General features: G+C 68.9%; 17 protein-coding genes and 1 pseudogene. 4 read left to right on the top strand and 14 right to left on the bottom strand.

The features are described 5' to 3' along the window. Positions 1-81: 81 nt before the first annotated feature. The 3 genes and pseudogenes from ACVWNX_RS21050 to ACVWNX_RS21040 all read left to right on the top strand — a co-directional run. Positions 82-993, top strand: coding sequence for a hypothetical protein (locus ACVWNX_RS21050; RefSeq protein ID WP_454409023.1), 912 nt, complete (start codon positions 82-84; stop codon positions 991-993). Between the two features lie 47 nt (positions 994-1,040). Further along, positions 1,041-1,316 carry a hypothetical protein gene (locus tag ACVWNX_RS21045; protein ID WP_454409021.1) on the top strand — a complete coding sequence of 92 codons (276 nt, stop codon included), beginning with the start codon at positions 1,041-1,043 and terminating at the stop codon, positions 1,314-1,316. Positions 1,317-1,772: 456 nt separating this feature from the next. Next, a pseudogene (locus ACVWNX_RS21040) lies at positions 1,773-2,048 on the top strand (helix-turn-helix domain-containing protein); the annotation flags it as partial. Positions 2,049-2,809: 761 nt separating this feature from the next. On the opposite strand, the gene ACVWNX_RS21035 reads toward ACVWNX_RS21040, so the two are convergent. Further along, on the bottom strand, positions 2,810-3,793 hold the full coding sequence (locus tag ACVWNX_RS21035; protein ID WP_454409019.1) for a helix-turn-helix domain-containing protein: 984 nt from the start codon (positions 3,791-3,793) through the stop codon (positions 2,810-2,812). 161 nt (positions 3,794-3,954) lie between these two features. Between ACVWNX_RS21035 and ACVWNX_RS21030 the strand changes: the two genes are divergently transcribed. Then, on the top strand, positions 3,955-5,466 hold the full coding sequence (locus tag ACVWNX_RS21030) for an MFS transporter (protein ID WP_454409017.1): 1,512 nt from the start codon (positions 3,955-3,957) through the stop codon (positions 5,464-5,466). Between the two features lie 165 nt (positions 5,467-5,631). On the opposite strand, the gene tuf is transcribed toward ACVWNX_RS21030, so the two are convergent. From tuf to nusG, 13 genes are all read right to left on the bottom strand, one after another. Next, the gene (tuf, locus tag ACVWNX_RS21025) at positions 5,632-6,825 is read right to left on the bottom strand and encodes an elongation factor Tu (RefSeq protein WP_454409015.1); all 1,194 of its coding nucleotides are present in this window, start codon (positions 6,823-6,825) and stop codon (positions 5,632-5,634) included. A gap of 153 nt (positions 6,826-6,978) precedes the next feature. After that, on the bottom strand, positions 6,979-9,099 hold the full coding sequence (gene fusA, locus ACVWNX_RS21020; RefSeq protein WP_454409013.1) for an elongation factor G: 2,121 nt from the start codon (positions 9,097-9,099) through the stop codon (positions 6,979-6,981). Positions 9,100-9,138: 39 nt separating this feature from the next. Further along, entirely contained in the window at positions 9,139-9,609 is a 471-nt protein-coding gene (gene rpsG / locus ACVWNX_RS21015) for a 30S ribosomal protein S7 (protein ID WP_073792897.1), read from the bottom strand. A 2-nt stretch (positions 9,610-9,611) separates the two neighbouring features. After that, positions 9,612-9,983 (bottom strand): 30S ribosomal protein S12, encoded by a 372-nt coding sequence (gene rpsL / locus ACVWNX_RS21010; protein ID WP_007823146.1) that lies wholly within the window; start codon positions 9,981-9,983, stop codon positions 9,612-9,614. 359 nt (positions 9,984-10,342) lie between these two features. Next, positions 10,343-14,254: a DNA-directed RNA polymerase subunit beta' gene (locus ACVWNX_RS21005; RefSeq protein ID WP_454409010.1), complete on the bottom strand. Its 3,912-nt coding sequence runs from the start codon at positions 14,252-14,254 to the stop codon at positions 10,343-10,345. 94 nt (positions 14,255-14,348) lie between these two features. Then, complete coding sequence (gene rpoB / locus ACVWNX_RS21000) at positions 14,349-17,834, bottom strand: DNA-directed RNA polymerase subunit beta (RefSeq protein WP_454409008.1); 3,486 nt, start codon at positions 17,832-17,834, stop codon at positions 14,349-14,351. Between the two features lie 630 nt (positions 17,835-18,464). Further along, positions 18,465-18,848: a 50S ribosomal protein L7/L12 gene (rplL, locus tag ACVWNX_RS20995; RefSeq protein WP_454409006.1), complete on the bottom strand. Its 384-nt coding sequence runs from the start codon at positions 18,846-18,848 to the stop codon at positions 18,465-18,467. Between the two features lie 131 nt (positions 18,849-18,979). Next, positions 18,980-19,516, bottom strand: a complete 537-nt coding sequence (rplJ, locus tag ACVWNX_RS20990; RefSeq protein WP_366114088.1) for a 50S ribosomal protein L10 — start codon at positions 19,514-19,516, stop codon at positions 18,980-18,982. Positions 19,517-19,879: 363 nt separating this feature from the next. Further along, positions 19,880-20,749, bottom strand: a complete 870-nt coding sequence (locus ACVWNX_RS20985) for a DUF1396 domain-containing protein (protein ID WP_454409004.1) — start codon at positions 20,747-20,749, stop codon at positions 19,880-19,882. Between the two features lie 94 nt (positions 20,750-20,843). Then, the gene (locus ACVWNX_RS20980) at positions 20,844-21,758 is read right to left on the bottom strand and encodes a hypothetical protein (protein ID WP_454409003.1); all 915 of its coding nucleotides are present in this window, start codon (positions 21,756-21,758) and stop codon (positions 20,844-20,846) included. 200 nt (positions 21,759-21,958) lie between these two features. Further along, the gene (gene rplA, locus ACVWNX_RS20975) at positions 21,959-22,687 is read right to left on the bottom strand and encodes a 50S ribosomal protein L1 (RefSeq protein ID WP_454409001.1); all 729 of its coding nucleotides are present in this window, start codon (positions 22,685-22,687) and stop codon (positions 21,959-21,961) included. A gap of 153 nt (positions 22,688-22,840) precedes the next feature. Beyond that, positions 22,841-23,275: a 50S ribosomal protein L11 gene (gene rplK, locus ACVWNX_RS20970; RefSeq protein ID WP_007384044.1), complete on the bottom strand. Its 435-nt coding sequence runs from the start codon at positions 23,273-23,275 to the stop codon at positions 22,841-22,843. A gap of 191 nt (positions 23,276-23,466) precedes the next feature. After that, positions 23,467-24,405 (bottom strand): transcription termination/antitermination protein NusG, encoded by a 939-nt coding sequence (nusG, locus tag ACVWNX_RS20965; protein ID WP_454409000.1) that lies wholly within the window; start codon positions 24,403-24,405, stop codon positions 23,467-23,469. Positions 24,406-24,457 lie beyond the last annotated feature (52 nt).

Below are 24,457 nucleotides of genomic sequence, written 5' to 3'. Positions count from 1 at the left end.
ACAACACCCCGATTAGCTCGAATTACTGAACGATCATCGAACTATCACTTGGAGTGACCGGCCTTCCCTACGCTCCGGATCATGGTCACCACCTCTCACGAGGCCGCCCACCGGATCTTCCAGGAACGCCCCGAGCTGCTCGTTCCGGTCTTCCGCGTCCTGGGCGTCCCCTTGTCCGACAAAGCCGTGGTCGAGGCCCTGACGGGCGACGCCACTGAGATCAGGGCCGTGGAACGCCGGGTCGACAGCGTGCTGCGCGTCGAGTCCTCGGACGGCACCAGATTCCTCCTCGCCATCGAGGCCCAGCACCGCCGCGACCCCGACAAGGCCGCGAGCTGGACGTACTACCTGGCGTTCCTCCAGGCCAAGTACGACCTTCCCGTACTGCTCCTGGTCGTGTGCCGCGACCGGGCCACGGCGAAGTGGGCCACCGGACCGTTCCGGACGGGTATCGAGGGCTGGACGGCCCTGAGCACACACCCCATGGTCCTCGGCCCCGACAACGTCCCCATCATCACCAGCCCGTCCGAAGCGGCGAAGAACCTGGCGCTCGCCACCTTCGCCGCGATGACCCATGGCAGGCACCGGGACATCACCCCGATACTGGACGCACTGGCCACTGCTCTCGGCAGGGCCGAGGACGACACCGCCGTCTACTTCCGCGAACTACTGGAACTCGGCCTGGGCGACACCCCGGCTCGCGAAACCTGGAGGAGCATGATGAGCGTCGGCACCTACTTCCCCGGCCGGGGCACGATCATCGAGGAGACCTTCCTCAAAGGCAAAGCGGAGTCGCTCGTCGACGTCCTGGAGATGCGCGGCCTGACCGTCACCCCTGAAACCCGGGAGCGCATCACCACCACCACCGACGCGCCCACCCTCACCCGCTGGCTCGCCACCGCCCTCACCGCCACCACCGTGGACGAACTGTTCGCCAACGAACCGGACGCTCCGTTCCAGACAGAAGCCCCCAGCCAGGACGCGGGCGCGTAACCGATCCCTCACCAGGAAACCCCGGCCGAGAGACCCGAAGGAGCATGATGAGCGTCGGCACCTACTTCCCCGGCCGGGGCACGATCATCGAGGAGACCTTCCTCAAGGGGGAAACGGAAGGCCGGGCGAAAACGCTCGTCGACGTCCTGGAGATGCGCGGCCTGACCGTCACCCCCGAAGCCCGCGAGCGCATCACCACCACCACCGACGCGCCCACCCTCACCCGCTGGCTCGCCACCGCCCTCACCGCCACCACCGTGGACGAACTGTTCACCGGTACCGACGCGGAACCCCCGGCGGAGAGCCCCGGCGACAGCACGTAGCCCAGGCCGCCCGGGGCTCCGGCCACCCCCACCAGGCACACCCTGTACCGGACGAAGGGCCCGTACGACCGATCGTGGTCGTACGGGCCCTTCGGCGTCGGAGGAGCGCTCCGGCCCTCCCGCCCCCGGCCCGCCGCCAGCCGGAGCCCGGTCGCCCGGCCTTCGGCGCGAGCGGCGGTAACCCCCCTGCCCACAGGGTCAGTTGAAGCGGAGAAACCACCCCACCCCACCCGACCGGACAGCAACCCATCCCCGCGTAACCCGTCCGGGTGATAGATCGGTGAGAAGTTCGCGTCGGGTCCGCTTTTCGGAGAGGGTTCCCTCGACCACACGGCGCACGTACCCCGTACATGCGTCGGCCCCCGGCCGGGACTGGCATCCCGAACGAGGGCCTACCACCTGAGGAATGACAAGTTCCTCGATGGCTACCGACTGAGGAATCTAGAGGCTTCCCCAATGGCTGACACGCAGCTTAACGCCCCGACCGCGCACCCGCCCCTCGTTCCCGGAACCCGTCGCGGAATCATCAAGGTCGCCGCCTCCCGATCGGGTGACGGCGTTCAGCTGGGGCACCACCTCACCCGGCACCAGGCACTGTCCTGCACCGCGATCGGGCTCGTGGCGCACCTCCTGTCGCTGCCGGACGGCACCCCCGCCGACATCCGCAGCCTCGCCGCCCGCTTCCCCGAGGGCCGTGACCGGATCGCCTCGGCCCTGCGCGAACTGGAGAGGCACGGCTATCTGCGACGCGTGCGCGAGCACCTCCCCGACGGCACCTGGGTGACCCGCACCCAGGTGTACGAGGCCCCGCCGACGCACCGCCCCGCACCGGCACCGGCACCGGAGATCACCGTCCCGCCCGCACCGAAGCCCACCACCAGCCACCCCGCGACACCCACCACGGTCACCCCGGGCCCCGCTCACCTCACGGTCCCCGCACCCACCGCACCCACCGCACCCACCGCACCCACCGCACCCACCGCACCCACCAAGCGACGCACCCCGCCCCCGCTGCCCGCCCCCACCGCCCACGCCCCAGGACTGCACCGCCAGGCCGCCGAACTGCTGGCGTCCCTGCGGACGGTGGACCCCCGGCTCACCCTCGCGGAACGGGACGTGCGACGGCTCGCCCCGGCCGTCGCCACCTGGCTGGAGCGCGGCGCGCACCCCGACGCCGTCCGGACCGCCCTCACCACCGGCGTCCCGGCGGACCGGCTCCACCACCCGGCCGGATTCGTCGCGTACCGCCTCACGGCCTTACTGCCGCCGCCCCTCCCCCAGCGCCCCACCGGCCTCCCGGCACCACTCCCGTTCCAGACCTGCGAGGGCTGCGACCGCGCGTTCCGCGCCCCGGCCCCGGGCCGCTGCCGCGCGTGCGCACCCCCCACGGGCGCCCCACCGGTGCCCAGGGCAGGAACGGCAGGCTGGACCATTCCCGCACAGGGCCTCCCCCTCCCCCCGACTGAACATTGCCCGGGGCCTCCCCGCCCGGTTCACCGTCGCCGGGAAGACGAACCGCCCCGAGCCGCATCCCCTTCCCCCCGCAGATACCGTCCCGGTGACGTCCCCACCGCCCTGCGGAACGCCGCGAGGAACGCGCTCGGTGTCGCGTAGCCGACGGTGTGGGCGACCCGGGAGACGGGCTGGCCCTCGGCGAGCAGCGGCAGGGCCGCGCTCAGCCGGGCGTGGGCGCGCCAGCGGTCGAAGGTCAGCCCGGTGTCCCGGACGAACAGCCGGGACAGGGTCCGTCGGCTCGCCCCGACCGCCCGCGCGTGCGCCTCCAGACCGCGCGGGTCCGCCGGATCGGCCAGCAGGGCGTCGGCCACCGCGCGGGCCCGGTCGTCCACCGGGAGGGGCAGGTCGATCGGGGTGGCGGGCAGCGGACGCAGCAGGTCCCAGACCACGGCCTCGGCCCGCAGCCGGGCGCCGTCGGTGAGGTCGTCGCGGCCCAGATGGATCATCAGATGGGCCAGCAGTCCGTCCACCGCGACCGGGGTCGGCTCCGCCCAGTCCAGCGGACAGCGGTCCCGGGCGAAGTAGAGGCCGCAGAGCACCGCGTCGCGGGTCGCGCCGGTGCGGTGGAGGACCCCGGCGGGCAGCCACAGCGCCCGGTCGCGCGGCAGCACCCAGGACGCGTCCCCGACCCCGACGCCGAGCACCCCGCGCCGGGCCCACACCAACTGGTGGTGGTCGGGGTGGCGGTGCGGCAGGAACCACTCCCCCCGCACCAGGGGAAAGGCTCCCACGACGATGGCGCCCACCCCCTCGGGAACGGTCCCGAAGACGTCCCGGACCGTCGTCTCGGAGGCTGAGGCGCCACGGGCCGGTCCGCGCCCATCCCCCTCGTCCGCACCCGTGCCCATGCCCGCACCCCTGCCCGTACCCGTGCTCACCGCCGTGCCCCTGCCCATGCCCGTGCCCGTGCTCACCGCCGTGCCCGCGTCCGTGCTCACACCCGTGCCGAAGTGCCCGTCCATGCCCACATCCACATCCACGTCCCCGACCACGTTCGCCGTCCTCCCCCGCCCGTCGGCCTCCGCCCATCGGCCTCCACCAGCTCAGGCTATGTCCCCAACCCGCTACGGCCTGGCCCGGTAGCGCATCGCGGCCAACCAGAGCCCGTACATAGCGTCGGACCATGTCGAACGACCATCCCGCGACGGCCCCTGTCCACCGCTCCCCCAGCCCGCCACGCTCCGGGTTCCTCCCCCGGTCCGGCCGCCCGCCCGGCCGGACCGGGCGGCGCGGGCCCGCCCTCGCCGTGCTCTGCCTCGTGCAGTTCATGCTCGTCCTGGACGACACCGTGGTGAGCGTGGCGCTGCCCAGCCTCCGGGACGAACTCGGCTTCGGCACGGCCGGGCTGGTCTGGGTCGTCAACGGCTACTTCCTCGCCTTCGGCGGACTGCTCCTGCTGTTCGGCCGGATGGGTGACCTGCTGGGCCGTCGGAGGGTGTTCCTCACCGGAGTGACGCTCTTCGGGGCGGCGAGTCTGCTGTGCGGGCTCGCCCAGGAGCCGTGGCAGCTGGTGACCGGGCGGTTCGTCCAGGGGGCGGGGGCCGCGATGGCCGGTCCGGCCGCCCTCGCGCTGATCGCGCTGCTGTACCCGGAGCCCGGCGAACGCGCGCGGGCCTTCGGGGTCTGGGGCGGGATCGCGGGGCTGGGCGGCACCCTCGGTGTGGTGGTCTCCGGGGCGCTGACCGGGCTGGCGTCCTGGCGCTGGGTGTTCCTGATCAACCTGCCGGTGGTGCTGGTGACGGTGGTCCTGCTGCCGGCGCTGGTCGGGGAGAGCCGGGCCCTACGGCCGTCCCGGCTGGACGTACCGGGCGCGCTCCTGGGCACCGGGGCCGTGGTGTCCCTGGTCTACGGGCTGCTCAGGGCCGGTGAGGCGGGGTGGGGCGACCGGGGCGCGACGGGAGCGCTGGCGCTCGCGGGGGTGCTGGCCGTCGGGTTCGCCGGCTGGGAGCGCCGGACGGACGAGCCCCTGGTGCCGCCGTCGTTCCTGGCCTCCCGGTTCCGGCTGGTGGCGAACGGGGCGGGCCTGCTGTACTCCGCCGCGCTGTACGCGATGTCGTTCCTGCTGATGCTGCGGTTGCAGGGCGGGCTCGGTTACGGACCGCTGACCGCGGGGGTCGCGTATCTGCCGTTCGGGGCGGGCGTCCTCGCCGGGATGTGGCTGTCCTCGCGGGTGGCGGCCCGGTTCGGGACGCGTCCGGCGCTGGTCGGCTCGTTCCTGGTGACGGCGGCCGGGGTGCTGGCGCTGGCCGGGATCGCCCCGGGCGACGGATACGCCTCCGGGGTGCTGCCGGGGATGCTGCTCACCAGCCTCGGATGCGGGCTGAGCCTGCCCTCGCTGGCGGTCGCGGCGCTCACCGGCACCAGCGGGGAGGACGCCGGGCTGGGCTCGGCGGTGCTGAGCTCGGTGCAGCAGATCGGGGGCGCGGTCGGGCTGGCGGTGCTGGTGTCGCTGGCCGCCCGGGGCCACGGGACGGGCACGGTGGATGCCACGGCGGACGGCTATCCGCTCGCGTTGACGGTGGCCGGGGCGCTGATCGTCGCCGGGGCCGCGCTGCTGGCCGTCCTGCTCGGCGAGGCCGAGGGCGAGGGGAAGGCGAAGGGGAAGGGGAAGGGGAAGGCCCGGCGGGAACCGTAGCCGGACCCAGGCGGGACCCGGACCCGGGCGGGACCCGAGCCAGGGAGGGACCCGAGCCAGGAAAGGACCCGGGGCCAGGCCCGATCCGGTGACCGGAAAAGGCAGAGGGCCCGTACGACCACACGGGTCGTACGGGCCCTCCGAGGTGCGCTGACGCGCGTCAGGTCACTTGTTGATCTTGACGACCTGGCCGGCGCCGACGGTCCGGCCACCCTCACGGATGGCGAACTTCAGGCCCTCTTCCATGGCGACGGGCTGGATGAGCTCCACCGTCATCTGGGTGTTGTCGCCCGGCATGACCATCTCGGTGCCCTCGGGGAGGGTCACGACGCCGGTCACGTCCGTCGTACGGAAGTAGAACTGCGGGCGGTAGTTGTTGAAGAACGGGGTGTGACGGCCACCCTCGTCCTTCGACAGGATGTACGCCTGCGCCTCGAACTCGGTGTGCGGGGTGACCGAGCCCGGCTTGATGATGACCTGGCCGCGCTCGACGTCCTCGCGCTTGATGCCGCGGAGCAGCAGACCGACGTTCTCACCGGCCTGGCCCTCGTCGAGCAGCTTGCGGAACATCTCGATGCCGGTGACCGTGGTGGTGGTCTTCTCGGTCTTGATGCCGACGATGTCGACGGTCTCGTTGACCTTGAGGACACCACGCTCGATGCGACCGGTGACGACGGTGCCACGACCGGTGATCGTGAAGACGTCCTCGATCGGCATCAGGAACGGCTTGTCGACGTCGCGCTCGGGCTGCGGGATGGACTCGTCGACGGCCTTCATCAGGTCGAGGACGGTCTGGCCCCACTCCTTGTCGCCCTCGAGGGCCTTGAGCGCGGAGACCTTGACGACCGGCAGGTCGTCGCCCGGGAACTCGTACTCGGAGAGCAGCTCACGGACCTCGAGCTCGACGAGCTCCAGGATCTCCTCGTCGTCCACCATGTCGGCCTTGTTCAGGGCGACGACGATGTACGGAACGCCGACCTGGCGGGCCAGGAGCACGTGCTCCTTGGTCTGCGGCATCGGGCCGTCGGTGGCGGCGACCACGAGGATGGCGCCGTCCATCTGCGCGGCACCCGTGATCATGTTCTTGATGTAGTCCGCGTGACCGGGGCAGTCGACGTGGGCGTAGTGACGCGTCTCGGTCTGGTACTCGACGTGCGCGATGGAGATGGTGATACCGCGCTGGCGCTCCTCGGGCGCCTTGTCGATCTGGTCGAAGGCCGAAGCCTCGTTCAGGTCCGGGTACGCGTCGTGCAGCACCTTGGTAATGGCGGCCGTGAGGGTCGTCTTACCGTGGTCGATGTGACCGATGGTGCCGATGTTGACGTGCGGCTTAGTCCGCTCGAACTTCGCCTTCGCCACTGGGGTCCTCCTGGGAGTGGTTCTGTACGCCTTACTTCATCGGCGCCAGGTGATCTTTGCTGGAAAGCCCGGTGCCGGGGGGGGCACCCGCCATGGCTGTGGCGGGCACCCCGGTGGCTCCGGAGTCAAGCCTAAAGCGTGTACTCGGCTGAGTTACTCGCCCTTGGCCTTCGCGATGATCTCCTCGGCGACGTTCCGCGGAACCTCGGCGTAGGAGTCGAACTGCATCGAGTAGCTCGCGCGACCCGACGTCTTGCTGCGGAGGTCGCCGACGTAGCCGAACATCTCCGACAGCGGGACCAGGCCCGTGACGAGCTTGGCACCGTGGCGGTCTTCCATGGACTGGATCTGACCGCGACGGGAGTTGATGTCGCCGATGACGTCACCCATGTAGTCCTCGGGCGTCGTCACCTCGACCTTCATCATCGGTTCGAGCAGGGCCGGGCTGGCCTTGCGGGCGGCCTCCTTGAAGGCCATCGAACCAGCGATCTTGAAGGCCATCTCGGAGGAGTCGACCTCGTGGTAGGCACCGTCGAGGAGGATGACCCGGACACCCGTGAGCGGGTAGCCGGCGAGCACGCCGAACTCCATGGCCTCCTGGCAGCCGGCGTCCACGGACGGGATGTACTCCCGCGGGACACGGCCACCGGTGACCTTGTTGACGAACTCGTAGCCGTCGCCCTCAAGCGGCTCCAGCGCGATCTGCACCTTCGCGAACTGACCGGAACCACCGGTCTGCTTCTTGTGGGTGTAGTCGAGCCGCTCGACGCCCTTGCGGAGCGTCTCGCGGTACGCGACCTGCGGCTTGCCGACGTTGGCCTCGACCTTGAACTCGCGGCGCATGCGGTCGACCAGCACGTCGAGGTGCAGCTCTCCCATGCCCGCGATGATGGTCTGGCCCGTCTCCTCGTTGGTCTTCACACGGAAGGACGGGTCTTCCTCGGCCAGACGCTGGATGGCGACACCCAGCTTCTCCTGGTCGCCCTTGGACTTCGGCTCGATCGCGACCTCGATGACCGGGGCCGGGAAGTCCATGGACTCCAGGATGACCGGGTTCGCCGGGTCGGCGAGGGTCTCACCGGTGGTGGTCTGCTTCAGACCCATGACGGCGACGATGTCACCGGCACCCACCGACTCGATCTCCTCACGCTTGTTGGCGTGCATCCGGTAGATCTTGCCGATGCGCTCCTTGCGGCCCTTGACCGAGTTCTGCACCTGCGAGCCCGACTCCATGCGGCCGGAGTACACCCGGACGAAGGTGAGCTTGCCGAGGTGCGGGTCGCTCGCGATCTTGAACGCGAGCGCGGCCAGCGGCTCCTCGTCGGAGGGCTTGCGCTTGATGACCTCGTCCGGGTTGGACACCGACTGGCCTTCGATGGCCTCGATGTCCAGCGGGGAGGGCAGGTAGCGCACGACCGCGTCGAGCAGGGGCTGCACGCCCTTGTTCTTGAACGCGGTACCGCAGAACACGGGGGTGATGGTGGTGCCCTCACCCTTGCCGGAGGCGATCGTGATCCGACGGACGGCCGCGTAGAGCTGCTCCTCGGTGGGCTCGGTGCCCTCCAGGTACAGCTCCATCATGGCGTCGTCGTTCTCGGCGACGGTCTCCAGGAGCTTGGCGCGCCACTCGTCGGCGGTCTCGACGTGCGTCTCGGGGATGTCGACGACGTCGTAGGCCTCGCCGAGCGCGGTCTCGGCGGACCAGACGAGCGCCTTCATGCGGACGAGGTCCACGACGCCCTGGAAGCTGGCCTCAGCGCCGATGGGGAGCTGCATCACGATCGGGGTGGCGCCGAGGCGGTCCACGATCATGTCGACGCAGCGGTGGAACTCGGCGCCCGTGCGGTCGAGCTTGTTGACGAAGCAGATGCGCGGCACGCCGTAGCGGTCCGCCTGACGCCAGACAGTCTCGGACTGGGGCTCGACACCGGCGACACCGTCGAACACGGTGACGGCGCCGTCGAGGACGCGGAGCGAACGCTCCACCTCGACGGTGAAGTCGACGTGACCCGGGGTGTCGATGATGTTGATCGTGTGATCGACGTCCTCGAGCGGCCAGTGACAGGTGGTGGCGGCGGAGGTGATCGTGATGCCACGCTCCTGCTCCTGCTCCATCCAGTCCATGGTGGCAGCACCGTCGTGGACCTCACCGATCTTGTACGACACACCGGTGTAGTACAGGATGCGCTCGGTGGTCGTCGTCTTGCCCGCGTCGATGTGAGCCATGATGCCGATGTTGCGCACCCTGGCCAGGTCAAGCGAAGTGGTAGCCATAAGGCTCAGTCTTCTCTCGGTTCTCGATGGGGAAAGCGACTACCAGCGGTAGTGCGCGAAGGCCTTGTTGGACTCGGCCATCTTGTGCGTGTCCTCGCGCTTCTTCACCGCGGCACCGAGGCCGTTGGAGGCGTCGAGAAGCTCGTTGAGCAGACGCTCGGTCATCGTCTTCTCCCGGCGGGCGCGGGAGTAACCGACGAGCCAGCGCAGCGCCAGGGTGTTGGCACGACCGGGCTTGACCTCGATCGGAACCTGGTAGGTGGCGCCACCGACACGGCGGGACTTGACCTCGAGGGTCGGCTTGATGTTCTCCAGCGCGCGCTTGAGCGTGATGACCGGGTCGTTGCCGGTCTTGTCGCGCAGGCCCTCCATGGCGCCGTACACGATGCGCTCGGCGGTGGAGCGCTTGCCGTTCAGCAGCACCTTGTTGATGAGGGAGGTCACCAGAGGAGAACCGTAGACCGGGTCGATGATGACCGGGCGCTTCGGGGCGGGGCCCTTACGAGGCATTCTTACTTCTCCTTCTTGGCGCCGTAGCGGCTGCGGGCCTGCTTGCGGTTCTTGACACCCTGGGTGTCCAGGGAACCACGGATGATCTTGTAGCGAACACCCGGCAGGTCCTTCACACGGCCACCACGCACGAGCACGATGGAGTGCTCCTGCAGGTTGTGTCCCTCACCCGGGATGTAGGCCGTGACCTCGATGCCCGAGGTCAGACGCACACGCGCGACCTTACGGAGGGCCGAGTTCGGCTTCTTCGGGGTGGTCGTGAACACACGCGTGCAGACGCCGCGGCGCTGGGGCGAACCGTCCAGTGCGGGCGTCTTGTTCTTCTCGACCTTGTCCTGCCGGCCCTTACGGACCAGCTGCTGGATCGTAGGCACTACTTCTCCGGTTTCTGTGTGCCGATCATGAAGCTAACCTGGAACGTCACCGACCCACGCGGTCGGGTGTGTCGGATTCCGCGGTTCCGTCCGACGGACGGAGGAGCGCGGATCACGGTGGCCGCCTACGACCACCCGCACGGTTGAGGACACGCACGGGGGCCAGGGCACACCCCAGGCACAAGGTATGAGCGTACCGACCGTCCCCAGCGTGGTCAAAATGATATTGGTCCGGTCGTTTCCGGACCGGGGACGTACTCCGCGGTCACCGCTGTGACCAGCGGAAAAGCCCGGAGGGCGGACATCCCCTGGGGAATGCCCGCCCTCCGGCGGTGTGCGTACGCGGACGCACGGAACGGCTACTGGTTGTAGGGACCGTAGTCGTAGTCCTCCAGCGGGACGGCCTGGCCGGACCCGGTGCCGAAGGGCGAGTAGTCGATGTCGTCGTAACCGACGGCCGAGTACATCGCGGCCTTCGCCTCCTCGGTCGGCTCGACCCGGATGTTCCGGTAACGGGACAGACCCGTACCGGCCGGGATGAGCTTACCGATGATGACGTTCTCCTTGAGGCCGATCAGGGAGTCGGACTTGGCGTTGATCGCCGCGTCCGTCAGGACCCTGGTCGTCTCCTGGAAGGAGGCCGCCGACAGCCACGACTCGGTCGCCAGCGACGCCTTGGTGATACCCATGAGCTGCGGACGGCCGGAGGCCGGGTGACCGCCCTCCTGGACCACGCGGCGGTTCTCGGTCTCGAACTTCGACCGCTCCACCAGCTCGCCCGGGAGCAGCTCGGCGTCGCCGGACTCGATGATCGTCACCCGGCGGAGCATCTGCCGGATGATGATCTCGATGTGCTTGTCGTGGATCGACACGCCCTGCGAGTTGTAGACCTTCTGGACCTCGCCGACCAGGTGGACCTGCACGGCCCGCTGGCCGAGGATGCGCAGCACGTCGTGCGGGTTGGTCGCACCGTAGGTGAGCTTCTGGCCCACCTCGACGTGGTCGCCCTCGCGGACCATGAGCTTGGCGCGCTTCGAGATCGGGTACGGCATCTCGTCGCTGCCGTCGTCCGGGGTGACGACGATCTTCTTGGTCTTCTCGGTCTCCTCGATCCGGACGCGGCCGGCCGCCTCCGAGATCGGGGCGACACCCTTGGGCGTACGGGCCTCGAAGAGCTCGACGACACGCGGCAGACCCTGGGTGATGTCGTCACCGGCCACACCACCGGTGTGGAAGGTACGCATCGTCAGCTGGGTGCCGGGCTCACCGATGGACTGGGCGGCGATGATGCCGACCGCCTCGCCGATGTCGACCAGCTTGCCGGTGGCCAGCGAACGGCCGTAGCACATGGCGCAGGTGCCGACGGCGGACTCGCAGGTCAGGATCGAACGGGTCTTGACCTCCTCGACGCCGTGGTGCACCAGCTGGTCGATCAGCACGTCGCCGAGGTCCACGTTGGCCGGGGCGATGACCTTGCCGTCGATGACGACGTCCTCGGCCAGCATCCGGGCGTAGACGCTGGTCTCGACGTCCTCGGTCTTGCGCAGCGTGCCGTCCGCCCCGCGCTCCGCGATCCGCAGCTTCAGACCGCGCTCGGTGCCGCAGTCCTCCTCGCGGATGATGACGTCCTGGGAGACGTCCACGAGACGACGGGTGAGGTAACCCGAGTCGGCGGTCCGCAGCGCGGTGTCCGCCAGACCCTTACGGGCACCGTGGGTGGAGATGAAGTACTCCAGCACGGACAGACCCTCACGGAACGACGCCTTGATGGGCCGCGGGATGGTCTCGTTCTTGGCGTTCGACACCAGACCGCGCATACCGGCGATCTGACGCATCTGCATCATGTTTCCGCGCGCGCCCGAGTTCACCATCATGAAGATCGGGTTCGTCTTCGGGAAGTTGTCGTTCATCGCCTCGGCGACCTTGTTGGTCGCCTCGGTCCAGATCTTGATCAGTTCCTGAGTGCGCTCTTCCTTGGTGATGAGACCGCGCTCGTACTGCTTCTGGACCTTCTCGTCCCGCGACTCGTACTCGGCGACGAGGGCCTTCTTGGCCTCGGGCACGACCACGTCGGAGATGGCGACGGTGACGCCGGAGCGGGTCGCCCAGTAGAAGCCGGCCGCCTTCAGGTTGTCGAGCGTCGCCGCCACGATGACCTTGGGGTAGCGCTCAGCGAGGTCGTTGACGATCTCGGAGAGCTGCTTCTTGCCGACCTCGTAGTCGACGAACGGGTAGTCCTCGGGCAGCAGCTCGTTGAAGAGCGCGCGGCCCAGGGTCGTCCGCAGCCGGAAGGTGTCGCCCTGCTGCCACTCGCCGCCGAACCCGTCGGGGCCCGCCTCGCCGGCCGGCGGGGTCCAGCCGCGCGGCGGGATGGTGCCCACCGGGAAGCGGATGTCCACCCGGGACTGGAGGGACAGCTCGCCCGCGTCGAAGGCCATGATCGCCTCGGCGGCGGACGCGAAGGACCGCTCCTCGCCCTTGACGTCGCGCATCTCGCCGTCGGTGGTCAGGAAGAACAGACCGAGGACCATGTCCTGGGTCGGCATCGTGACCGGACGGCCGTCGGCGGGCTTGAGGATGTTGTTCGAGGACAGCATCAGGATGCGGGCCTCGGCCTGCGCCTCCGCGGAGAGCGGCAGGTGGACGGCCATCTGGTCACCGTCGAAGTCCGCGTTGAACGCGGTGCAGACGAGCGGGTGGATCTGGATGGCCTTGCCCTCGACGAGCTGCGGCTCGAACGCCTGGATGCCCAGACGGTGCAGGGTCGGGGCACGGTTCAGCAGCACCGGGTGCTCGGCGATGACCTCTTCGAGGACGTCGTACACCACGGTGCGGCCGCGCTCGACCATGCGCTTGGCCGACTTGATGTTCTGCGCGTGGTTCAGGTCGACCAGGCGCTTCATCACGAACGGCTTGAAGAGCTCCAGCGCCATGGCCTTGGGCAGACCGCACTGGTGCAGCTTGAGCTGCGGGCCGACGACGATCACGGAACGGGCCGAGTAGTCGACGCGCTTGCCGAGCAGGTTCTGACGGAAGCGGCCCTGCTTGCCCTTGAGCATGTCGGAGAGCGACTTCAGCGGACGGTTGCCCGGTCCGGTGACCGGACGGCCGCGGCGGCCGTTGTCGAACAGCGCGTCGACGGCCTCCTGGAGCATCCGCTTCTCGTTGTTCACGATGATCTCGGGGGCACCGAGGTCAAGGAGACGCTTGAGGCGGTTGTTCCGGTTGATGACCCGGCGGTACAGGTCGTTCAGGTCGGAGGTCGCGAAGCGGCCACCGTCCAGCTGCACCATCGGACGCAGGTCCGGCGGGATGACCGGGACGCAGTCCAGGACCATGCCCTTGGGGCTGTTGCTGGTCTGCAGGAACGCGGAGACGACCTTGAGCCGCTTGAGGGCACGGGTCTTCTTCTGGCCCTTGCCGGTGCGGATGATCTCGCGGAGGCGCTCGGCCTCCTCCTCCAGGTCGAAGGACTCCAGGCGCTTCTGCAGCGCGGCGGCGCCCATCGAGCCGTCGAAGTAGGTCCCGAAGCGGTCGCGCAGCTCGCGGTAGAGCAGCTCGTCGCCCTCCAGGTCCTGGACCTTGAGGTTCTTGAAGCGGGTCCACACCTCGTCGAGGCGGTCGATCTCGCGCTGGGCGCGGTCGCGGAGCTGCTTCATCTCGCGCTCGGCGCCCTCGCGGACCTTGCGGCGGACGTCGGCCTTGGCGCCCTCGGCCTCCAGCTCGGCGAGGTCGGTCTCCAGCTTCTTGGCGCGGGCCTCAAGATCGGCGTCACGCCGGTTCTCGATCTGCTGGCGCTCGACGGAGACGTGGGCCTCCAGCGACGGGAGGTCGCGGGTCCGGCGCTCGTCGTCCACGTACGTGATCATGTACGCGGCGAAGTAGATGACCTTCTCGAGGTCCTTCGGCGCGAGGTCCAGCAGGTAGCCCAGGCGCGAGGGGACGCCCTTGAAGTACCAGATGTGGGTGACGGGGGCGGCGAGCTCGATGTGGCCCATCCGCTCGCGGCGCACCTTGGCGCGGGTGACCTCGACGCCACAGCGCTCACAGATGATGCCCTTGAAGCGGACGCGCTTGTACTTGCCGCAGTAGCACTCCCAGTCCCGGGTCGGACCGAAGATCTTCTCGCAGAAGAGTCCGTCCTTTTCGGGCTTCAGGGTGCGGTAGTTGATCGTTTCGGGCTTCTTGACCTCGCCGTGGCTCCACTGGCGGATGTCATCCGCGGTCGCCAGGCCGATCCGAAGCTCGTCGAAGAAGTTGACGTCGAGCACTATGCGTCAATCCCTCTCAGGGTTGTGTCTTGTGGTCTGAACGGGGTCCGGGGCTGCGGCCGGGATCACCAGGCGGTGATCCCGGCCGGACCCGTCAGACCTCTTCGACGCTGCTCGGCTCGCGCCGGGACAGGTCGATGCCGAGTTCTTCCGCCGCGCGGAAGACGTCCTCGTCGGTGTCGCGCATCTCGATGGACATGCCGTCCGAGGACAGCACCTCCACGTTGAGGCACAGGGACTGCATCTCCTTGATGAGCACCTTGAAGGACTCGGGGATGCCGGGCTCGGGGATGTTCTCGCCCTTGACGATGGCCTCGTAGACCTTCACGCGACCGGTGACGTCGTCGGACTTGATGGTCAGCAGCTCCTGGAGGGCGTACGCGGCGCCGTAAGCCTCCAGCGCCCACACCTCCATCTCACCGAAGCGCTGGCCACCGAACTGGGCCTTACCACCCAGCGGCTGCTGGGTGATCATCGAGTACGGACCGGTCGACCGGGCGTGCAGCTTGTCGTCGACCAGGTGGTGCAGCTTGAGGATGTACATGTAGCCGACCGAGATCGGCTCCGGGAACGGCTCGCCGGAGCGGCCGTCGTACAGCTGCGCCTTGCCGGACGGGAGGACCATGCGGTCGCCGTCGCGGTTGGGGATGGTGTGCTCCAGCAGACCGGCGAGCTCGTCCTCACGGGCACCGTCGAAGACGGGCGTGGCGACGTTGGTGCGCGGGGCGACCTGGTCGGCCTCGATGGCCTGGAGGCGCTGCGCCCAGTCGTCGGCGAGTCCGGAGACGTCCCAGCCCTGGCTGGCGAGCCAGCCGAGGTGGATCTCCAGCACCTGTCCCGGGTTCATCCGGGACGGGACGCCGAGCGGGTTGAGGATGATGTCGACCGGGGTGCCGTCCTCCAGGAACGGCATGTCCTCGATCGGCAGGATCTTGGAGATGACGCCCTTGTTGCCGTGGCGTCCGGCGAGCTTGTCACCGTCCGTGATCTTGCGCTTCTGGGCGACGTAGACCCGGACCAGCTGGTTGACGCCGGGCGGCAGCTCGTCGCCCTCCTCGCGGTCGAAGACGCGGACGCCGATGACCTTGCCGGTCTCGCCGTGCGGGACCTTCAGCGAGGTGTCGCGGACCTCACGGGCCTTCTCGCCGAAGATCGCGCGGAGCAGGCGCTCCTCGGGGGTCAGCTCGGTCTCGCCCTTGGGCGTGACCTTGCCGACCAGGATGTCTCCGGCGATGACCTCGGCGCCGATGCGGATGATGCCGCGCTCGTCGAGGTCGGCGAGGACCTCCTCGGAGACGTTCGGGATGTCCCGGGTGATCTCCTCGGGGCCGAGCTTGGTGTCACGGGCGTCGACCTCGTGCTCCTCGATGTGGATCGAGGAGAGGACGTCGTCCTGGACGAGGCGCTGCGACAGGATGATCGCGTCCTCGTAGTTGTGGCCCTCCCACGGCATGAACGCCACGAGCAGGTTCTTGCCGAGCGCCATCTCACCGTTCTCGGTGGCGGGGCCGTCGGCGAGGACCTGGCCCTCGATCACGCGGTCGCCCTCGGAGACGACGACCTTCTGGTTGACCGAGGTGCCCTGGTTGGAGCGCGAGAACTTGGCGATCCGGTACGTGGTGTACGTGCCGTCGTCGTTGGTGACGGTGACGTAGTCGGCCGAGACCTCCTGGACGACACCGTCCTTCTCGGCCTTGATGACGTCACCGGCGTCGGTGGCGCAGCGGTACTCCATGCCGGTGCCGACGAGCGGCGCCTCGGCCTTGATGAGCGGCACCGCCTGGCGCATCATGTTGGCGCCCATGAGCGCGCGGTTGGCGTCGTCGTGCTCCAGGAAGGGGATCATCGCGGTGGCGACGGACACCATCTGGCGCGGCGAGACGTCCATGTAGTCGACGTCGGTGCCGGGCACGTAGTCGACCTCGCCGCCACGGCGGCGGACCAGGACGCGGTTCTCGGCGAACCGCAGCTCGTCGGTCAGCTGCGCGTTGGCCTGCGCGATGACGAAGCGGTCCTCCTCGTCGGCGGTCAGGTAGTCGACCTCGTCGGTGACCTGGCCGTCGACGACCTTGCGGTACGGGGTCTCCACGAAGCCGAACGCGTTGACGCGGCCGTAGGAGGCGAGCGAGCCGATCAGACCGATGTTCGGGCCTTCGGGCGTCTCGATCGGACACATGCGGCCGTAGTGCGAGGGGTGCACGTCACGGACCTCGAAGCCCGCCCGCTCACGGGAGAGACCACCCGGGCCGAGCGCCGACAGACGGCGCTTGTGGGTGAGACCCGACAGCGGGTTGTTCTGGTCCATGAACTGCGACAGCTGGCTGGTGCCGAAGAACTCCTTGATGGAGGCGACGACCGGCCGGATGTTGATCAGGGTCTGGGGCGTGATCGCCTCGACGTCCTGGGTGGTCATGCGCTCGCGCACGACGCGCTCCATACGGGCGAGACCCGTACGGACCTGGTTCTGGATCAGCTCGCCGACGTTGCGCAGACGACGGTTGCCGAAGTGGTCGATGTCGTCGGTCTCGACGACGATCGTCCGGCCGGACTCGCCGACCGTCTCGGTCTCCCCGGCGTGCAGCTTGACCAGGTACTTGATGGTCGCGATGACGTCGTCGGTGGTGAGCACGCCCGCGTCGAGCGGCTCGTCGGCGCCGAGCTTCTTGTTGACCTTGTAGCGGCCGACCTTCGCCAGGTCGTAGCGCTTCGGGTTGAAGTAGAGGTTCTCCAGCAGGGTCTGGGCGGCCTCACGCGTGGGGGGCTCGCCCGGACGCAGCTTGCGGTAGATGTCGAGCAGCGCGTCGTCCTGGCCCTGGGTGTGGTCCTTCTCCAGGGTGGCGCGCATGGACTCGTACTCGCCGAACTCCTCCAGGATCTGCTCGGTGGTCCAGCCGAGGGCCTTGAGGAGGACGGTGACGGACTGCTTGCGCTTGCGGTCGATGCGGACGCCGACCATGTCGCGCTTGTCGATCTCCATCTCCAGCCAGGCACCCCGGGACGGGATGATCTTGGCCGAGAAGATGTCCTTGTCGGACGTCTTGTCGATGGAGGAGTCGAAGTAGACGCCGGGCGAGCGGACCAGCTGGGACACCACGACACGCTCGGTGCCGTTGATGACGAAGGTGCCCTTGTTGGTCATGAGCGGGAAGTCGCCCATGAAGACCGTCTGGGACTTGATCTCGCCGGTCTCGTTGTTGGTGAACTCGGCGGTGACGAAGAGCGGCGCGGCGAACGTGAAGTCGCGCTCCTTGCACTCGTCGATGGAGTTCTTCGGCGGCTCGAAGCGGTGGTCGCGGAAGGTCAGCGACATCGACCCGGAGAAGTCCTCGATCGGGGAGATCTCCTCGAAGATCTCCTCCAGACCGGACTTGGTGGGGACGTCCTGTCCGCTGTCCAGAGCCGCCTCTACACGAGCCTTCCACGCGTCGTTGCCGAGCAGCCAGTCAAAGCTCTCGGTTTGCAGCGCAAGAAGGTTCGGAACCTCAAGGGGCTCCTTGATCTTTGCAAAGGAGATGCGCAGCGGGGCGGTGCTGGCGCCGTTGTTCGTATTCGCGGTCGAGGCAGTGCGCGAGGCGGCCAAGAGGGGGTCCTTCCGAGGGCTCGGACTCACTACGCGCGTACCGGTCCCCCGCCTGGACACCACGGCACGTCATAACGGAATCCCAGGTCAGGACCGGTAGACGACTCGATGCTCAAGCGTGGGCATGCCCCTGGTGACGGGCAGGAGGCAGCTAACAGGCAGCGCAAAGGGTCAGTGTAGCCACAAGGCTCACTGATGTCCAGTGCGAGTTCACTGCCACCTTCTGTGCTCTCCACACCTGCTGTCCGTCACGTCCTCGACGCACATCGATCCTGCCCTCTTCGCCACCGATCCATGCCTCGGATCCGGATCGTCGTGACGACGCGTCCTGAGAATTGCGCGCTGCGTGCGGTTCGTCAAGGCCCCCTCGTCCGAACCGAGTGCCGCGATCGTCACGTCGCCGCCTCCGCGGGGCGGGCCGTCACCAGGGCCACCGCGAGCACAACGAAGATCACCATACTCGTCGTCACGCGCCGCGCAAGCAGCCCTTCGGACGAGGGACGGAACGCCGAACGGCGACCACCCACTTGGGTGATCGCCGTTCGACGCGTCCGCGTTACAGCGGAGGGAGTGCGGGGGGCGCCACGGGGGCGCCGCGTCCGCGGGGAGTCCGTCGGGACTCCCGTGGGGTCACTTGACCTCGACGGAGGCGCCGGCGGCCTTGAGGGACTCGGCGGCCTTCTCGGCGGCTTCCTTGGCGACCTTCTCGAGGACCGGCTTCGGGGTGCCGTCGACGAGGTCCTTGGCCTCCTTCAGACCCAGGGAGGTCAGCTCGCGCACGACCTTGATGACCTGGATCTTCTTCTCGCCGGCGCCGGTGAGGATGACGTCGAACTCGTCCTGCTCCTCAGCGGCCTCGGCGGCCGGGGCACCGGGGACACCGGCGGCGACGGCGACCGGGGCGGCGGCGGTGACGTCGAAACGCTCCTCGAACGCCTTCACGAACTCGGAGAGCTCGATGAGGGTCATCTCGTCGAACTGGGCAAGCAGGTCGTCCTGGCTGAGCTTCGCCATGATGGGCGATCCTTCCACTAATTCGGCTGGTGCCGGATGTACATGTCAGGCGGGCGTACGTCGGCCCGCGGTGACCGTCCCCGTCCCCGGCGCTTGCGCGTCAGGCGGCGGCGGTCAATGTGCGAGCCGAATTACTCGGCACCGCCCTGCTCGCCCTCGGCCTTCTTGGCACGAAGCGCCTCCGCGGTGCGGACGAACTTCGAGGGAAGCGCCTGGAAGAGCGCGGCAGCCTGGGACTGCTTGCCCTTCATGGCACCCGCCAGCTTGGCGAGCAGAACCTCGCGGGACTCGAGGTCCGCGAGCTTCTTGATCTCGTCGGCGGACAGCGCCTTGCCGTCAAGGACACCGCCCTTGATGACGAGATTCGGGTTGTCCTTGGCGAAGTCACGAAGACCCTTCGCCGACTCCACCGGGTCACCGGTGACGAAGGCGACCGCCGTCGGACCGTTGAACAGGTCGTCGAGCGTCGAGATCCCGGCCTCATTGGCAGCGATCTTGGTCAGCGTGTTCTTCACCACGGCGTACTGGGCGTTCTCACCGAGCGAACGGCGCAGCTGCTTGAGCTGTGCCACGGTGAGACCGCGGTACTCGGTCAGCACGGCGGCGTTCGAGCTGCGGAACTTGTCCGTCAGCTCGGCAACCGCGTCAGCCTTGTCGGGCCTCGCCATGAGCCTCGGCCTCCTTCCGGGTGATTCGGACCGCGCGGACCCGAAGGAGGACTGGGAAAACAGAACGCCCCGGCGCAGGGGCACGGGGCGTAGCTCTACCGGAGCGGAAATCCGTCCAGGAGCAGTTCCACGATCACCTGCGCGGGTCGTCCGCAGTTCAGCGGATCCTTCGGCCACCGCGACCCGGATGGGCACGCGGCAACGACCAGCGGTCTTTGGCTTCTCGGGAAGAGTACGGGAAGCGGCGCGCGCCACGCAAATCGGCCACCGCGGGCGCTCGGGGCGCCCGTGGTGGCCGTCGGCTCATCCGGTCCGGACGCCCGCCGGGGCGGGCTCAGCGACCGGTGCGGGGAGTGCGGGAGGTCAGGGCGCCGTCTCCAGCTCCTCCAGGCCCTCCATGTCCTCCATGCCCTCCATCTCCTTGGCCAGCTCCGCCAGGTCCATGACCTCACCGGCGGGCGGGGCCTTGACCGTGACGGGCTCGTTCACGTTCTCGAAGGTGACGGTGGCGTCGAGCTTGCCCTTCTGGGCGTCGCCCTGCATCCGGAACTGCTTGGTGCGGTTCTCCTCGCCGATCCAGAGGTCCATGGTGAATTCCTTGACGCCGAGTTCCTCGTACTGCTTGAGGCTCTTCTCGCGCTGCTCACGGACTTCGGCCTTCTCGTCCTCGAAGGACTTCCGCATCTCGTCCATGCCGACCGTGCCCCGGTAGTGGGTGGTCTTCTCGCCGTCGATCGTCTCGGAACCGATCTTCTTGACGTCATCGGCGGCGGAGAGGAACGCGGCCTCGGCGGCGGGGTTCTGGGTGGCCTGGCCGGGCACGGCCGGCGCTCCCGCACCGGCCTCCTTCTCCAGGCCCTTCATGTCGAACTTCATGTACTTCTTGCCGTCCATCTCGGGCGACGGGGCGCCGCCCCCGATGTACATGGCCTCGTCCACCAGGATGATCTCGCCGGACTGGTCGGCGCCCTCACCGGTGAACTTCATGCTGAGGGCCATCGGCTTGAGGTTCATCTTGGCGGTGCCCTCGACCTTGCCCGTCCCGGGGTAGGAGCCCTTGAGCCGGTAGCCGAGCGAGGTGATCTTCTCGCTGCTCTCGGCCGCCGCCTTGACCGCCGCGACGGGCGACAGGTCGGAGGAGCCGCCCGCCTCGTCCTTGGCCCCGCACGCGGCCGTGGACCCCGCGAGGGCCATCACGACGACAGCGGTCGCGATGACCTTCGACTTCTTCATGACGCGCATTCCCCACCCCTGAAAAACATGAACTTCGTATGACTTTTCGCTTGGAGCAGGGAGCGTACCGGACCTCAGTGACAACAGCCGTCTTTTATGTACCACCAGTAACTGAAGCCCCAGGGTCCACTAGCTCCCCGTAGTCAACGGTGTCCTCGGGCGGTGGGGCGGCCGGGGCCCTCACCGGGGCCCCGAAGTCCCGGTAGTGCGCGGTGACCCGCAGGTCACCGGTGGTCGTCCGGCTCCGCTCGGCGCGTTTGACCAGCAGCCCCGTCCGGTCCGTCCACACCTCGATCCGCACCTCGGAGATCCCGGCGGCCCGTAGCTCACGGCGTAATCCCGCCGCCCGCCCGGCGGACGGTCCCCTGGTCGGCAGCTCCCCGGGGCGGACGGTTCCGGTGTAGCGGGTCGCGGTGACGCCGCCGACCGTCTCCCGGCCCGTCTCCCGGGTGTCCGGGGCCATCAGCAGCAGCTCCACCGAACGGCCGGGGCCGACGTCCGCCGCGCCGCCGTCGTCGTGCCGTATCCAGTGCCGTCCGCCCGCCCGGTCCGCGAAGGCGTCGCCCATCCGCGCGTAGTACACCCCGTCCACGAACCGCGCCTCGGTGGTCTCCGTGCCCAGCTTCCGCAGGGTCCCCGCCAACTCGCCCCCGGTGTAACGGATGCCGAGGGTGCCGTTGAGCCCCCCGGACCAGCCGAGCGTCCCCCGGGTCTCGGTGGAGACCCGGCCGTCCAGCTCCATCACGGCCCGCACCCGTGCCGAACCCGCCTCCCGGGTGCGGTCGGCGGCGGCCCTCAGTTCCCGCAGCACCCCGACCGGGACGCTCGCGGAGGGCTCCGGGGCCGCTCCCGCGAAGGGCGAGCGGGCCGACAGCGCGAAGAGGGCGCAGCCCGTGCCGAGCAGCAGCGGCCCCAGCGAGAGCGCGCAGAGCGACAGCAGCCGGTGCCGACGGCGGGCCAGCCGCTCCCCCGCCCCGTCCGGGCGCGTCCCGTGCCCCGTGCGACCCATGCCCACCCCCCCCCGTACGCGTGTCACTGGGCCGCACGCTAGCGCAGCCCGGGCCCGGTGCGGAGGGGGCGGGCGAACGGGGTCCGGAGCCCCGGGAAGCCCGGGACCCCGGAGCCCGGGAACGCGGACGGGCCCCCGGTCCGCCGGAGAGTCCGGCGGGCCGGGGGCCCGTGAGGTCACGCGGTCGCGTGCCCGGTCGCTCAGACGGCGGCCGGGTCCTCCTCGACGAGGAGGTTGCGGGTGCGGTTGGAGTCGACCGGGACGCTGGGGCCCACCGTGGTGCTGATGGCGGCCTTCTTGATGTAGCGGCCCTTCGCGGCGGACGGCTTCAGACGGAGGATCTCCTCCAGCGCGGCGCCGTAGTTCTCCACCAGCTTGGTGTCGTCGAAGGACACCTTGCCGATGATGAAGTGCAGGTTCGAGTGCTTGTCGACGCGGAACTCGATCTTGCCGCCCTTGATCTCGGTCACGGCCTTGGCCACGTCCGGGGTCACGGTGCCGGTCTTCGGGTTCGGCATCAGACCACGCGGGCCGAGGACGCGGCCGAGGCGGCCGACCTTGCCCATGAGGTCCGGGGTGGCGACGACGGCGTCGAACTCGTTCAGGCGCTGGCCCTTGGAGATCTCGTCGATCAGCTCGTCGGAGCCGACGATGTCGGCGCCCGCGGCACGCGCGGCCTCGGCACGGTCACCGGTCGCGAAGACCAGGACCCGGGCGGTCTTGCCGGTGCCGTGCGGGAGGTTCACGGTGCCACGGACCATCTGGTCCGCCTTGCGGGGGTCGACGCCGAGCCGGAAGGCGACCTCGACGGTGCCGTCGAACTTGGACGTGGAGGTCTCCTTGGCCAGACGCACGGCCTCGAGCGGGGCGTAGAGCTTGTCCCGGTCGATCTTGGCGTCAGCGGCGCGGAGAGACTTGCTGCGCTTCACTTCTGCTCCTGTACAGAGTGTCGTCGGACGGCTCGGCCGTCTGACGGGAACGGAGTCGTGGTACGGACCGGCGCGGGCCCTTCCACTTCACTGAAAGGTCGTACGGGGTCGTACACGACCGGGCGCGGACGCTCGGGCGGGTACGGGAGGGGGTCAGCCCTCGACCGTGACACCCATGGACCGGGCGGTGCCCGCGATGATCTTCGCGGCGGCGTCCAGGTCGTTGGCGTTGAGGTCGGGCATCTTGGTGGTGGCGATCTCGCGGACCTGCGCCTGGGTGATCTTGGCGACCTTGGTCTTGTGCGGCTCGCCGGAGCCCTTCTCCACGCCCGCAGCCTTGAGGATCATCTTCGCGGCCGGCGGGGTCTTGGTGATGAAGGTGAAGGAACGGTCCTCGTAGACCGTGATCTCCACCGGGATGACCCAACCGCGCTGCGACTCGGTCGCGGCGTTGTAGGCCTTGCAGAACTCCATGATGTTGACGCCGTGCTGACCCAGCGCGGGGCCGACCGGCGGAGCCGGGTTGGCGGCACCGGCCTGGATCTGGAGCTTGATAAGCCCCGTGACCTTCTTCTTCTTGGGAGGCATTGCTCTCTCCGGGTCCTAGTGAGAGGTGTGAGACTCCAGCCGATCATCCGGATGGAGGCATACCGCACAACGATAACGGGTATCGCGGCGCGGGAAAAACCGACAGGTCAGAACGGTCGGCTGGACCGTTCCGACCTGGTCGGAAACCTTGGGGCCCCGAGGCGGCTTCCGCCGCCCTCCGGGGCCCGGGGTCAGTTCTTCTGGATCTGGTCGAAGCTGAGCTCGACCGGGGTCTCGCGACCGAAGATCTCGACGAGGCCCTTGACCTTCTTGGAGTCGGCGTTGATCTCGTTGATCGTGGCCTGGAGGGTGGCGAAGGGGCCGTCGGTGACGGTGACCGAGTCGCCCACCTCGAAGTCCAGGACCTGGACCTCGACCTTGCGCTGCGGCGCCGGGCGGCCCTCGGCGTCGGCGGCCTCGCGGGCGGCCTTGGCCTCGGCCTCGGGGGCGAGCATCTTGACGATCTCGTCCAGGGTCAGCGGGTACGGGTCGTAGGCGTTGCCGACGAAGCCGGTGACACCGGGGGTGTTGCGGACGACGCCCCAGGACTCGTTGGTGAGGTCCATCCGGACCAGGACGTAGCCGGGAAGCTTGTTCTGGCGGACGTTCTTGCGCTCGCCGTTCTTGATCTGGACGATCTCTTCCTCGGGCACTTCGGCCTGGTAGATGAACTCCTCGACGTTCAGCGAGACGGCGCGCTGCTCCAGGTTGGCCTTCACGCGCTTCTCGTAGCCCGCGTAGGTGTGGATCACGTACCACTCGCCGGGGAGCGTGCGCAGCTCCTCGCGGAGCGCGGCGACGGGGTCGACCGGCTCGGCCTCCTCGACGGCCTCGTCCTCGGCGTCGGCCTCAGCGGCCTCGTCCTCGTCGGCGTCTTCGTCGGAGGCGTCCTCGTCGGACTCCTCGTCCCCGGCCTCGTCGGCGTCCTCAGCCTCGTCCTCGTCGCCCTCGGCGTCTTCGTCCTCGACGTCGTCCTCGGCGGCCTCGTCGTCGGCCCCGGACTCCTCGGTGTCCGCGTCCTCGACGTCCTCGACCGCGGTCAGCTCGTCCTCGGTGGGCTCGGCGGACTCCAGGGACTCCGCAGCGACCTCATCGGACTCGACGGCGTCGTTCAGGTTCGGGTCAGACACGGTGGCTGCTTCTTCCTGGTTACAGAGGGGTGGAACAACGCGAAAGGGACGC

The sequence above is a fragment of the Streptomyces sp. JNUCC 64 genome (genome assembly GCF_054484115.1).
The sequence above is the reverse complement of the archived record's forward strand: the minus strand, read 5'-3'. Positions and strand labels throughout refer to the sequence as shown.